10 protein-coding genes and 1 pseudogene are annotated in these 13,557 nt (G+C 40.8%); 7 read left to right on the forward strand and 4 right to left on the reverse strand.

What is annotated here, in order from left to right; genetic code table 11:
- Window positions 1-330 (forward strand): annotated as a pseudogene (locus HSISS3_RS00645) (hypothetical protein); the annotation flags it as partial.
- Between the two features lie 80 nt (window positions 331-410).
- Here the strand turns inward: HSISS3_RS00645 and nrdI are convergent.
- The gene (gene nrdI / locus HSISS3_RS00650) at window positions 411-875 is read right to left on the reverse strand and encodes a class Ib ribonucleoside-diphosphate reductase assembly flavoprotein NrdI (protein ID WP_021144909.1); all 465 of its coding nucleotides are present in this window, start codon (window positions 873-875) and stop codon (window positions 411-413) included.
- Between the two features lie 169 nt (window positions 876-1,044).
- Here nrdI and HSISS3_RS00655 point away from each other — a divergent pair, with 169 nt between their 5' ends.
- The 4 genes from HSISS3_RS00655 to ilvA all read left to right on the forward strand — a co-directional run bounded on the left by HSISS3_RS00655 (window position 1,045) and on the right by ilvA (window position 8,981).
- A complete protein-coding gene (locus tag HSISS3_RS00655) occupies window positions 1,045-3,264 on the forward strand; it encodes a RelA/SpoT family protein (protein ID WP_008535695.1) in 2,220 nt (739 codons plus the stop codon).
- A 12-nt stretch (window positions 3,265-3,276) separates the two neighbouring features.
- The gene (dtd, locus tag HSISS3_RS00660; protein ID WP_021151358.1) at window positions 3,277-3,720 is read left to right on the forward strand and encodes a D-aminoacyl-tRNA deacylase; all 444 of its coding nucleotides are present in this window, start codon (window positions 3,277-3,279) and stop codon (window positions 3,718-3,720) included.
- Between the two features lie 392 nt (window positions 3,721-4,112).
- Complete coding sequence (locus HSISS3_RS00665; protein ID WP_021151359.1) at window positions 4,113-7,628, forward strand: glycoside hydrolase family 66 protein; 3,516 nt, start codon at window positions 4,113-4,115, stop codon at window positions 7,626-7,628.
- A 102-nt stretch (window positions 7,629-7,730) separates the two neighbouring features.
- Entirely contained in the window at window positions 7,731-8,981 is a 1,251-nt protein-coding gene (gene ilvA / locus HSISS3_RS00670) for a threonine ammonia-lyase IlvA (RefSeq protein ID WP_008535698.1), read from the forward strand.
- Window positions 8,982-9,100: 119 nt separating this feature from the next.
- Here ilvA and def read toward each other — a convergent pair whose 3' ends face one another.
- Together def and HSISS3_RS00680 are read right to left on the reverse strand one after the other, a co-directional pair.
- Window positions 9,101-9,715, reverse strand: a complete 615-nt coding sequence (gene def / locus HSISS3_RS00675; protein ID WP_021144912.1) for a peptide deformylase — start codon at window positions 9,713-9,715, stop codon at window positions 9,101-9,103.
- A gap of 93 nt (window positions 9,716-9,808) precedes the next feature.
- Window positions 9,809-10,447 carry a Crp/Fnr family transcriptional regulator gene (locus tag HSISS3_RS00680; RefSeq protein ID WP_021144913.1) on the reverse strand — a complete coding sequence of 213 codons (639 nt, stop codon included), beginning with the start codon at window positions 10,445-10,447 and terminating at the stop codon, window positions 9,809-9,811.
- 105 nt (window positions 10,448-10,552) lie between these two features.
- Here HSISS3_RS00680 and HSISS3_RS00685 point away from each other — a divergent pair, with 105 nt between their 5' ends.
- Together HSISS3_RS00685 and rpsO are read left to right on the forward strand one after the other, a co-directional pair.
- Window positions 10,553-11,710 carry an MFS transporter gene (locus HSISS3_RS00685; protein ID WP_021151360.1) on the forward strand — a complete coding sequence of 386 codons (1,158 nt, stop codon included), beginning with the start codon at window positions 10,553-10,555 and terminating at the stop codon, window positions 11,708-11,710.
- A gap of 149 nt (window positions 11,711-11,859) precedes the next feature.
- Window positions 11,860-12,129, forward strand: a complete 270-nt coding sequence (gene rpsO / locus HSISS3_RS00690) for a 30S ribosomal protein S15 (protein WP_008535715.1) — start codon at window positions 11,860-11,862, stop codon at window positions 12,127-12,129.
- Between the two features lie 449 nt (window positions 12,130-12,578).
- On the opposite strand, the gene HSISS3_RS00695 is transcribed toward rpsO, so the two are convergent.
- On the reverse strand, window positions 12,579-13,169 hold the full coding sequence (locus tag HSISS3_RS00695; RefSeq protein WP_021151361.1) for a VanZ family protein: 591 nt from the start codon (window positions 13,167-13,169) through the stop codon (window positions 12,579-12,581).
- Window positions 13,170-13,557: the final 388 nt, after the last annotated feature.

Genomic DNA, 13,557 nt, shown 5'->3' on the forward strand with positions numbered 1-13,557 from the left:
ACGCAGGGCATGACACAGTCAATGTCTAGAGTCAGTCGTTGTATCGATAATGGGCCAATGGAGAGCTGGCAGGGAATTATAAAGGAAATGAGAGCAGTTCTTTATCCTAATGTGTCAAGTTTTGAAGAGATGAAAGAGGCTTACGAAAAGACCATTCACTATTACCTATATCATGATCCCCAAGAGAGATTCAATGGGAAAACACCAGCTCAAGTGAGAGCTGAAGCACAAGAAAATCCAGAACAAGCTCCATATTATCCAATTAAACAATCTAAAAAATATAGAGATTACTGGAAAACTATTGCCGATAAGAAAAACCAGACTGCTTAACCCAAAGCAACCTGGTTCCTCACATTTTATTTATTTCAATTGTCTACTTGACACGGTACGTATCACAGGGCTTTTTGGCTTTAGTTTGATAGTTGTTTAAAGTTCTTTTGTGCTTCTAGGATAATGGGTGCCAGACGTTCGATATCAGACTGTGTACCACGAAGCTCGAAGTCCCCTAACATAGGGAAACCAAAACGTTTACTATATTGCTTAGCAGTTAGGCAGTATTGATTGTTGAAGTTGCGGTTACCAGAACCGATGATACCAAAGCAACGTTTGTAGTTATCATGGGCTGCGATAAAGTCTCCCAGTGGATTAGTTAGGATTTCGACATCTCCATTGTCGATGCCATTGCCTCCTTCAAGGTAGGTTGGCAATAGAGCAACAAAGGGTTCGTCCACTTGGAAGGTTTCATGATTGAGTTCTTTAATATTGATTTGGCGACAGGCAATTCCGTGTTTTAGGGATAAATAATCAGACATCCGTTTGACAAAGCTTTGGGTATTGCCACTAAGACTAATATACACGAGGGTAAGTTGAGACATAAGTGTCCTCTTTCTATCTATATCTTGTGTTTGCTCAATCATTCTAACACAAGATATTGTGTTTTTCAAGTTGCCTCCTTCTGACTAAGAATTGCCTATCTAGCTCTTTTTCTTTACTTGTAAAAGTGATAAAATAAAGGATAATTAAAAAGTAGCGAAGGAAGAAATCATGGCTAAAGATAAAAATATAACAGGCGAAGAAATTTTAGACATTTGCTCGGCTTACATGTCAGCAGATGATTTAAAATTAGTGGAAAAAGCCTGGCATTATGCGACGGAGGCTCATAATGGGCAATTTCGTCAGTCAGGAGAACCTTATATTATCCACCCTATTCAAGTGGCAGGTATCTTGGCAGATCTCCACCTTGATGCAGTGACAGTGGCCTGTGGTTTCTTGCATGATGTCGTTGAAGACACCGAAAAGACGCTAGATGATTTGGAAGCAGATTTTGGCCTTGATGTACGAAATATCGTAGATGGTGTTACCAAGCTTGGTAAGGTCGAGTACAAGTCACACGAAGAGCAACTAGCTGAAAATCACCGTAAGATGCTTATGGCCATGTCTAAGGATATTCGTGTTATCTTGGTTAAATTAGCAGACCGTTTGCATAATATGCGTACCCTTAAGCATCTTCGTAAGGACAAGCAAGAGCGTATTTCTCGTGAAACAATGGAAATCTATGCTCCCTTGGCTCACCGTTTGGGTATCAGTCGTATCAAATGGGAACTGGAAGATATGGCCTTCCGTTACCTTAACGAGGTGGAATTCTACAAAATTTCCCATATGATGAAGGAAAAACGCCGTGAACGTGAGGAACTTGTGGATGATATTGTCGCTAAAATCAAGACCTATACTTCTGAACAGGGACTTGTCGGAGACATTTATGGCCGCCCCAAACACATCTACTCAATTTATCGTAAGATGCGTGATAAGAAGAAGCGCTTCGATCAAATTTATGATTTGATTGCCATTCGCTGTGTCATGGAGACGCACAGTGATGTTTATGCCATGTTGGGCTACATCCACGAGCTTTGGCGCCCCATGCCTGGTCGCTTCAAAGACTATATTGCCAATCCTAAATCCAACGGTTACCAGTCTATCCATACAACGGTTTATGGTCCAAAAGGGCCTATTGAAATTCAAATCCGTACTAAGGAAATGCACCAAGTTGCTGAATACGGGGTTGCAGCTCACTGGGCTTACAAGAAAGGTATCAAGGGTAAGGTAGATTCGAAAGAGTCTGCTTTGGGAATGAACTGGATTAAAGATCTCGTGGAACTCCAAGATGCTTCAAATGGCGATGCTATGGGTTTTGTGGACTCTGTTAAGGAGGATATTTTCTCAGAACGTATCTACGTCTTTACACCAAATGGTGCTGTTCAGGAATTGCCTAAAGATTCGGGGCCTATTGACTTTGCCTATGCCATTCATACCCAAGTCGGTGAAAAGGCTACAGGTGCTAAAGTCAATGGTCGTATGGTTCCTTTGACTGCTAAGCTCAAGACAGGTGATGTGGTTGAGATTGTCACCAATGCTAATTCTTTTGGTCCTAGCCGTGACTGGATTAAGATGGTTAAGACCACTAAGGCCAGAAATAAGATTCGTCAATTCTTTAAAAATCAAGACAAAGAAGCTTCTATCACCAAGGGGCGTGAGCTTTTGGTTGGCTACTTCCAAGAGCAGGGCTACATTGCCAATAAATATCTGGACAAGAAGCATATAGAGGAAATTCTTCCTCGTATGAGCGTACGCAGTGAGGAGGCTCTCTATGCGGCTGTTGGTTTTGGTGAAATCAGTGCTGCTGCTGTCTTCAATCGTTTGACGGAAAAAGAACGTCGTGAAGAAGAGCGTGCTAAGGCTAAGGCTGAAGCTGAAGAGCTAATGAAGGGTGGCGAAGTCAAGACTGAGAAGAAAGAGGTTCTTAAGGTCAAGAGTGAAAATGGGGTTATCATACAAGGTGCCTCAGGTCTCCTCATGCGTATTGCCAAGTGCTGTAACCCAGTGCCTGGAGACGAAATTGAAGGTTACATCACTAAAGGACGTGGTATCGCCATTCACCGTTCAGACTGTCATAATATCAAGAGTCAGGAAGGTTATGAACAACGGTTAATCGAAGTAGAGTGGGATGAGCGTAATGCTAATAAATCTTATTTGGCTGAGATTGACATCTATGGTCTTAACCGTTCAGGTCTGTTGAATGATGTTCTTCAAATCTTGTCAAATACGACTAAGAGTATTGCGACGGTCAATGCGCAACCAACTAAGGACATGAAGTTTGCCAATATTCATGTTAGTTTTGAAATTGCCAACCTCATTGAATTGACTGGTCTTGTGGATAAAATTAAAATTATTCCAGATGTTTACAGTGTTAAACGTACCAATGGTTAAGGAGCTCTTGCTATGAAGATTGTGATTCAGCGCGTGCAAAAGGCCTCCGTAGCTATTGAGGATCGTACGGTTGGTGCTATTAAGCAGGGTCTCTTACTCTTGGTCGGAGTGGGTCCAGAGGACACCAGAGAGGATTTGGATTATGCGGTGCGTAAGATTGTCAATATGCGTATTTTTTCAGACGAAGCTGGTAAGATGAATCTCTCTGTTAAGGATGTTAGTGGCCAGATTTTGTCGATTTCTCAGTTTACGCTTTTTGCGGATACGAAAAAAGGGAACCGACCGGCCTTTACAGGAGCTGCAAAGCCAGATATGGCTAGCCAACTCTATGACGATTTCAATCAATCCTTGTCAACCCATGTTCCTGTAGAACGAGGATGCTTTGGTGCAGATATGCAGGTTAGTCTAGTTAATGATGGGCCTGTGACCATCATTTTAGATACCAAAAATAGATAAGCAAACCATTTCCCACCTTGTATGGGAAGTGGTTTTTTGCTAGTCTAGATGACCTTCAAGACATTATAAGTGGCTAGACTGAATCTTCAGCATTTATGAATTATCTTTGTCATTTTGGAGAGATAAAAATAAAGAATATTTAATGATATTAAAAAATGTTGCTCTAGAATTTCTAAAAAAAATCTGACCATTCATGATGAAAAAGTTACCGTTTACGAGGATTACCGGAAATTCCCTTGTTTTACAAAAAAGATTAAGTTAACATTAATTTCATAAGAAACACCAAGCGGTTTTTATGAAACTAAAAACGACTCGAGTTTACTGCATGCAAATAAAATAGTGATAATTTGAAACGCCGAGGTGATAAAGATTTTGTAGAAGGATAGAGATAGATGTCAAAGAAAGTATCGTCAACTAAATTATTATCAGGTTTGTTTGTAGCTGGTGGTGTCTTGGGAATTAGTCAAGTAGCCAAGGCAGATAACTTGGTCGTGGTACCAACTGAGGTGGTTGCTCCAGTTGCAACAACAGAAATAAGTCCATCGTCTGCAGCTGTTACGACAGATACGGCAACAACTGCGACTGCTACCACAGTATTTTCCCAAGCGGTACCAACAGAGAGCGCTAGCTCAGAAACTCTTGTAGCTAGTGAAGCGATAGCTCCTGAGTCAGCTGCTGTGGAAACCATCACATCATCATCTGATAATGCTACGGAAGCAGGACGTCATTCAACAGCCCAAGTAACACCAGTTACTGAAGTGACAGAACAAAACTTGAATGGCGATGCTTACTTGACAGATCCAGAAACAACAAAAGCAGCCTATAGTAAGGCTGATGGTGATGTTAACTACTCTGTTGTTGTATCTAACCCAACAGCAGAAACTCAAACTTTGACTGTCAACTTGACCCTTCAACAGGCTTCAGAAATCATCGGTCAAAATAATGTTGATGTGACACTGGCAGCGGGGGCTTCGGTTAAGGTTTCAAATTTGACTGTTGCGTCAGAATGGTTGACAAACAACACAGGTTACTTGGTGACAATTAGTGTCAACGACAAATTGGGTAAAGCCTTGACAAGTAAACGTGTTGGCTTATCTGTTGAAGATGATTGGACAGTCTTCCCACGTTACGGTATTGTAGCAGGTTCACCGACTGATCAAAATAGTATCCTTGTCAAAAATTTTAAGGCCTACCGTAAAGAGCTTGAGCTTATGAAGTCTATGAATATTAACTCATATTTCTTCTACGATGCTTATAGTGAAGCTACCAATCCTTTCCCAAAGGGTGTTGATAGCTTTGTTCAAAAATGGAATACCTGGAGTCACACCCAGGTTGACACTAAGGCCGTTAAAGAATTGGTGAATCAAGTACATAAGTCTGGCGCTGTTGCCATGCTCTATAACATGATTTCAGCAGATTCAAATCCAAAGAATCCAGCCCTTCCGCTCGCTGCTTTGGTTTATAATTTTTATGACAGCTTTGGTAAGAAGGGTGAGCCGATGACTTATACTATCGGTAACAACCCAACTCAAGTTTACTATGATCCAGCTAATCCTGATTGGCAAAAATACATTGCAGGTGTCATGAAATCAGCTATGGACCGTATGGGATTTGATGGTTGGCAAGGTGATACAATTGGTGACAACCGTGTGACAGATTATGAGCACCGTCACAGCACAGACGAAGCTGACTCACACATGATGTCTGATTCATATGCATCATTTATTAATGCCATGAAAGCCCTTATTGGTGAGAACTATTACATCACAATCAATGATGTCAATGGCGGTAATGATGATAAATTAGCCAAGGTACGTCAAGATGTTGTTTATAATGAGCTCTGGACAAACGGTGGTTCAGTGCTTCCAGGACGTATGCAAGTTGCCTATGGGGATTTGAAAGCACGCATTGATATGGTCCGCAATAAAACTGGTAAATCACTTATCGTCGGTGCCTACATGGAAGAACCAGGTATTGATTATACTGTTCCTGGCGGAAAAGCAACTAACGGTGCTGGTAAAGATGCCCTGGCTGGTCAGCCATTGCAGACCGATGCGACCCTTCTGGTAGATGCGACAGTAGCTGCAACTGGTGGTTACCACATGTCCATTGCAGCCCTTGCCAATGCTAATGCAGCCCTAAACGTCCTTCAAAGTGCTTATTACCCAACTCAATACCTCAGTGTGGCTAAGGATGCTATTCGTAAGCTTTACAATTACCAACAGTTTATTACTGCTTATGAAAACCTTCTTCGTGGCGAGGGTGTGACTAACAGCATTCAAGCTGTGTCTACCAAGAATGCTGCTGGTGAAAACCTTTCTAAAGATGCGCTAGGTGTGACGGGAAATCAAGTTTGGACATTTGCTAAATCAGGAAAAGGTTTCTCAACTGTTCAAATGATTAACATGATGGGTATCAATGCGGGCTGGCATAATGAAGAAGGTTATGCGGATAATAAAACACCGGATGCACAAGAAAATCTCACAGTTCGTCTTAGCCTAGCAGGTAAAACAGCTCAAGAAGCCGCTAAGATTGCCAATCAAGTCTATGTGACATCACCAGATGATTGGGCAACTTCAAGCATGAAGAAGGCACAAGCAAGCCTTGAAACAGATGACAATGGTCAACCAGTCCTTGTCATTTCAGTTCCTAAGTTGACTCTCTGGAACATGCTTTACATCAAGGAAGACACAAGAGCAACACCGGTAGCACCGGTTATCTTAAAATCAGTTACTAACCAAGCTGGTAAGAAAGCAGATAATACCGTAACAGCTGAAGCAAGCTCAGAAACAGCTCATTCAGAAAACACATCAGTAACCAAAGATTCAGAAGTTTCTACAGATGTGAAACCGATTGTTGAACATGTTCAACCAGATGAAACAATGCAACCAGCACCATCAGTTGATACACTCATAAAATCAGCAGCTATCCTAGTATCTATGGAATCAGAAGCACCATTTGATGAGAAAGATGGAGACCTGGTATCTAACTCTGGTCAAGGAGCGCTAGAATCAGCTTCAGTAAATACACTAGCTTCGGAGGCCCTAAGCTTAGCGACTTCAGAAGCATCATCAGACATTTTAGAAAGTGCAACGGTATCATCAGCAACCTCAGTCAGCACAAGGGCTTCAGCATCTTCAATATCTGAATCAGAGCCTGCAAGCAGTGCCATGGTCTCAGAGTCGGCCATTGCAACGACAACAGTCGTTTCGGAATCACATGTAGTTGCTGAACCAGTCCTTTCATTGACAGAATCAGAAAGTCAAGTGAGTCCTTCAGAAGTGGCTTCGGCGACTTCTGAAACAGTAGGCACATCAGAAGAGGTCATCCTTGGTGGACTATCAGAAAACATCAATAGTTGGAATAGATTCCCTGATTCTCCACGTGTATCAGAATCCTTACCAAGTACTTCAGAAACAATCACAGAAGCAGCGTCACTCTTTAGCAATTATGCAAGATATTCAGAAACAGCAAGCTCAGAAGTTCATTCTATGGTAGCAGCATCTTCAGAAGCTTCTATTGAAAAATTAGCGGTATCTATTTTAAAGGATACTGAGGGTGGTTTATATGATGCAAGGACAATTAGAAATATTGTTGAGATGATTGATAGCATCACGACAAATGTTCGTTACACTCATGGGACCCTTCAAGAAGTTGCTAACACAGCCTCATCAGATAACACCTACAGTGGTAGTCAAAATCTTAATATTGCCAATAAAACCACAACACAAAAAGGTGATAAAGGAACGACAGAAGGTCTCAAAGAGACAATTGTCAAAACAGCAAAATCTCATAAGTGGGGGGAACATGCTGTGGCTATCCTTACAGCCATTGTTCTAGCAGGTGCAGCCGCACTGGCAGCTCTTCGTAATTTCTTGATGTCAAAAAAGATAACAAATAATAGGTAAAACTCTTTGTGCCAACAAGGAGTTTTCTTTGGGTAGACTGCTATTTTTCTGAAAATTGTGATACAATAGAAATAGTTTGAATATTGTGTCAAAGGAGAGCCAATGATTACTGCAAATGATATCGTAAAGGCTAACGAAGTCTTAAAAAACGTAGTGGAACGTACACCACTAGATTTTGATCGCTATTTGTCTGAAAAATACGGAGCAACCATCTATATTAAAAAAGAAAACATGCAAAAGGTGCGCTCTTTCAAATTGCGTGGAGCCTACTATGCCATCCACCAGTTAAGCGATGAGGATAAGGCACGTGGTGTGGTTTGTGCTTCAGCCGGAAACCATGCTCAAGGGGTTGCTTATACTTGTAATGAGATGAAGATTCCTGCAACCATCTTTATGCCAGTAACCACGCCTCACCAAAAAATTGGTCAAGTACGTTTCTTTGGTGGTAAGTTTGTAACAATCAAATTGGTGGGAGATACCTTTGATGCTTCTGCTCAAGCAGCACAGGAATATACCAAGTCTGAAGGCATGACTTTCATTGCTCCATTCGACGATTATAATGTCCAAGCGGGTCAAGGAACAGTTGCTTACGAAATTTATGAGCAGGCTCAAGAGGAGGGTGTTTCCTTTGATAGCATCTTGGTTCCAGTAGGTGGTGGTGGTCTCATCTCTGGTGTTTCTACTTATATCAAAGATGTGGCACCATCTATGGAGGTTATCGGTGTTGAAGCTAGTGGCGCTCGTAGCATGAGAGCAGCTTTTGACCGTGGCTATCCTGTAAAACTCGAAGAAATCGATAAATTTGCGGATGGGATTGCTGTCCAAAAGGTGGGAACCAAAACTTACGAAGTGGCTCGTAAACATGTGGATCGCCTCTTGGGTGTTGATGAAGGGCTGATTTCAGAAACCTTAATTGATATGTACTCTAAAGTTGGTACCATCGCAGAACCTGCAGGTGCAGCCTCTGTAGCGGCCCTTGAAGTGATTAAAGATGAGATTAAGGGAAAAACCATCGTTTGTATCATCTCAGGAGGTAACAATGACATCAACCGTATGCCGGAGATGGAAGAACGTGCCCTTATTTATAATGGCATCAAGCACTATTTTGTGGTTAATTTCCCACAACGTCCAGGTGCCCTTCGTGAATTTGTAAATGATATCTTGGGACCAAATGACGACATCACTCGTTTTGAGTACATCAAACGTGCCAATAAAGGCAAAGGTCCAGTTCTTATTGGCGTGGCTCTTAGTGATAAGAATGATTATGATGGTCTGCTTGAACGTCTTTCGGACTTTGACCCAAGTTACATTAATCTTCACGGTAATGAAACACTTTACAATATGCTTGTCTGAGGACAGGTTTACCTAAGGAGAAAAGAACCGACGAAAGTTGGTTTTTTCTATTTGTAAATAGAAGAAAGTTCTTGTTTCCAAACTAAAACCCTCAGTATTTCTACTGAGGGCTATTGTCGTTATTCGATAATTAAGAGTCCATCTTTGATGGCGAATGGATTGTCTTTGTTAATATGGTCGTAGAACATGATACCGTTAGTATGGTCAATTTCGTGTTGGACAACGATTGAATTGTAGCCACGGAATTTGATGCGTTTCTTTTCACCTTCTTTGTTGAAGTATTCAACGGTTACACGTGCGTGGCGAACAACATAGCCAGGGACATCACGGTCTACTGAAAGGCATCCTTCTCCCTCACCTAGGGCAGCATCCTGAACAGAATGGGCAACGACTTTAGGGTTGTACATAATCTCTTGAAGGCTGTAGGCTTCTTTTGGTGGATTACCCTCAGCGTCTTCAGGATTTGGAACAAGAACGGCGATAATACGTTTTGAAATATCTAATTGTGGGGCTGCGAGACCGACACCTCCACGAAGCCCCATTTTTTCAGCAATGATAGGATCCTGTGAATTACGAAGAAATTGCATCATTTTTTCACCCAGGATAATATCTTCATCTGAAAGTGGAAGGGTTACGTCTTCAGCGACAGCACGCAAGGTTGGGTTACCTTCACGAATGATATCATTCATATCAATCATATGGCTGGCGCGGATAATTTTAGTTTGAGCGTCCATTTATTTACCTCTATTTTCTTTGATTTACTTGTTTATAACTATAGCACAAAAGGGGTGAAAATTAAACCATCAAGGGTTCAGCGAAAGCTTTTTCTAATCAATAAAAGCTAGTGTTTCCAAGGTCTGTCGCTGTAAGATACCATAGGTCTTAAAGGCTACCTTTTCAATGATTCCTTGGTCGATAAACTGTTTGATGACTCTTTGGACATGGCGGTAGCTAGTCCCAAAACTGGCTGCTAAAATAGATGGCGACAGTTGGAAGTTACCCTCTTCCTCAATACTCAAGATGTGGGTAGCCAAACGCTCCCTGACAGGGTAGCTAACATTTCTTGAGGCAGTAATACCTTGCTTATGTAGTGCCATTGCTAGGTTACGTCCAATTTGATAGAGAAAAACTGGGTCTTCGAGGAGCGATTCTTTATCATTTAATGGCAGTTGAACTGCCTGAACGTCTTCGAGGGCAATGACTGAGGAACCCGCTAATTGATTAGTCATGAGTTCAACGTCTCCCAGTAGCTGTGGTTGGTGAAGCATTTCTAGGATATGTTCTTTACCATTGGATAGGGAGCGAACAATTTTTACTCTACCTGATAAAATGTAGGTTAGCTCAGTGATAGCTTGCCCTTGTGTGCATATGTAGTCGCCTTTCTGAAAGGTGACCTTTTGTAATTGATTAAGGTAGGCTGCAGGAAAGACCTGGTCAAGCTGAGGTCTTGTAGTGGGATTAGGCATATGTCTCCTTTTTAGGACCTAGGTCCTATTTTTTAGCTCTTCTTAGATTATAATGAAAAAATAACTATCAGACAAGTAAAGAAAGGATGATCTTATCCCGATATTATGACAAAAATTTTAGAAAAAATAAGCCTGCTTGGGCTATCTTTGCTTTTGATTTCGGCCTTCTCGATTTCAACCGCTCTACCACCTATGTTGGACTACTATAGTCCAACCTATACTGCTTCTCAAGTCGAGCTTTTAGTGTCTGTTCCTTCATTTTCTGTAGTGGCTATGCTCTTACTTAACCCTTTGGTTGACAAATGGTTAAATGACAGACAATTGATTATGACAGGTTTAATCTTACTAAGTAGTGCTGGAATCTTCCCCTTCTTTGTTCAATTGTATCCACTTGTTTTACTGTCACGTCTTATTTTTGGAATGGGTATCGGTTTAATCAATGCCAAGGCTATTTCTATCATTAGTCAGCGTTATCAGGGCAAAGAGAGGGTTCAGATGCTTGGGATTCGAGGTTCCGTGGAATTGATTGGTGGGGCATCGTGTTCCCTTTTGGTTGGACAATTACTGAAAATTCATTGGACACTTGCTTTTCTTATCTATGGTTTTGGTTTTATCATCCTAGCCATGTACCTCCTCTTTGTACCACCAATGGAGCAGACAGAGAAGAAAGAGGCACAAAAAAGTAAACAAGGTCTGGATAAAAAAGATTTGGCTATGATTTTAGGTATGGCCCTCTTAGCAGGCTTTGTGATTTGCATTAATTCATCGATTAGTTTGCGCGTGCCCCTGTTTCAAATTGATGGTAAGACCATTGCAAGTGGTCAATCAGCTCTGGTCCTTAGTTTGGAGCAGGGAATTGGGATTGTAGCTGGACTTAGTTTTGCCTCACTAATCGGTCACATTAAGCACCGTCTCTTGCCAATGGCGCTGTTTTGCCTATCTACTTGCCTACTTGGAATATCCCTAGCTAACAACTTGCTGATATTGATTCTGTTTTCTGTTGGTGTTGGTTTCTTTTACAATATTGTTTTGACCATTATCTTTAACCGTCTTTCTGAACGTGTTACTAGAAATTTGCTGAATAAGGCGACGGCTTATGTTCTCCTAGGATGCAACTTAGGCTCAGCCGTATCTCCTTATGTTTTAAAATTGTTGGCACTGGTCTCTCCAAGTTTTAGTTGGATTTTCCTAGCTTATGCTGTGGTCAGTTTTCTACTTTTCCTAGGATTCCTTCTGAATTCAAAAATGGTCAAAAAAGCCTAGGCCATGAAAGTCTTAAACAGGGAATCTTACGATTGACAAAGATTAGTAGATAAGCTAAAATAGAGAGGTCGTAAAGACAAACCAACTCTTTCTTGGTTTTAGGAGAGCCAATCCTAAGACTCGGATGGAGCAAAAAAAGGAGAAAAAACATGGCAATCTCAAAAGAGAAAAAAAATGAAATCATTGCACAATACGCACGTCACGAAGGTGACACTGGTTCAGTAGAGGTTCAAGTTGCTGTACTTACTTGGGAAATCAACCACCTTAACGACCACATCAAACAACACAAAAAAGACCACGCTACTTACCGTGGTTTGATGAAAAAAATCGGTCACCGTCGTAACTTGTTGGCATACCTTCGCCGCACAGACGTTAACCGTTACCGTGAGTTGATCAGCTCACTCGGACTCCGTCGTTAATAACGATACTAAGGGCGTAGAAAATCCGTATGAAAATAGGGAAACGACGTCGTGTTCAAGGAACACAAGGAGTTTCATCTTTTTCACTAGGATTTTAGCCCGAGTTCAAAACAGCTCTCTAGACTCAGAGGGCTGTTATTTTTGTCTTTTGGTTTATGTTTAATTCAAGATACAAAGGCCGTCAAAAGCACAAAGCAAAAATAGGAAAATTGACGAAGAAACCTCAGTTTCTAGGAAATTTTATCTTTTTTGCCAAGTGCTTAGGCCGTGTTCGATTGAATACAAAAAAGTTAAGTTACTCTGTTATAGGGTAGCTTTTCTTTTTCACTAGGATTTTAGCCCGAGTTCAGGGGAGGGTGTATTCCTCTCAAAATGTCGTTTACAATTAGTAACAATGACTTAAACATAAAACAAAAATGACCTCCAGATTTTAGGTCTGGAGGCATCTTCTATGTTAAGATTTTTTTGATGAGTGTTTGAAATTGAGGAAGTTGATGAATGGCATTTCCAATAAGAATACCTAACATATTTAAGACAATATCTCCTAAATCAAATATTCCCATATGCCCAAAGTATTGAATGGATTCGATAGAAAATAGGGCAATAAGGCAAAGCAGTAGGTTACTTAACCGTGAAGGGAAGAGGAGCCCTAGAGGAATAAACATTAGTAGGTTCATGATGGGAACAAAGTGGCTTCCCCAGTACAGTTCTCGGGCGAAAGAAAGGGGGTTAAGCGAGAGGCCTTGTAGGCCGATATTTTTCAAAAAAAGCAGATAAAAGAGGGCTATAAAGTAAATCAGATAGAGTAAGAATAGAGTCTGCTTTTTAAGTTTTCTAGTCAGGAGGAGTTTCAAGAAGGCGTAGATGACATAACTCAGCAAAACGATGATTACAATGTTAAGTAGAACTTGAAAATAGAAGCCATAATGGGCGATGTAATGAACGTACTGTTCGAGATGGCCTCTGTAAAACCAGTAAGATAAGCCGAATGAAACGATTCCGAGTAAGATGTCACCCAATGATTTTAATCCTTTTGCCATCGTAAGCCTCCTTTTGCATGTGATGAGTACACATTATATCAAAAAATCGTTTAAAGAAAGTTAAGAAACTGTAACGAAAATTTGGTAAAATAAATAGATAAGGCAAATTCAAAGACTAAAAAAGGACTTTGAAACAGCATTTCTACTTTTGACTAACAATTTAATATTTTTTGTAAACAAGCTGTGAAAGCTTATAAAACAATTAAATTTTAAAAATTAGGAGTCAACATCTTGTTTCAATATTATTAAAATGTTATTATATAGTAGTGAATTTTTAACATAAAAAGGAGTTCGTCTTATGAATAAAAAGGTTTTGGCGACAGCCGGAATTGCAGCTCTTGCGGTTTCTGCCACAGTTGCTAAAGCTGATGAGGTAACGACAAACGAT

Source organism: Streptococcus sp. HSISS3, assembly GCF_000448605.1.
Classification (GTDB): Bacteria; Bacillota; Bacilli; order Lactobacillales; family Streptococcaceae; genus Streptococcus; species Streptococcus raffinosi.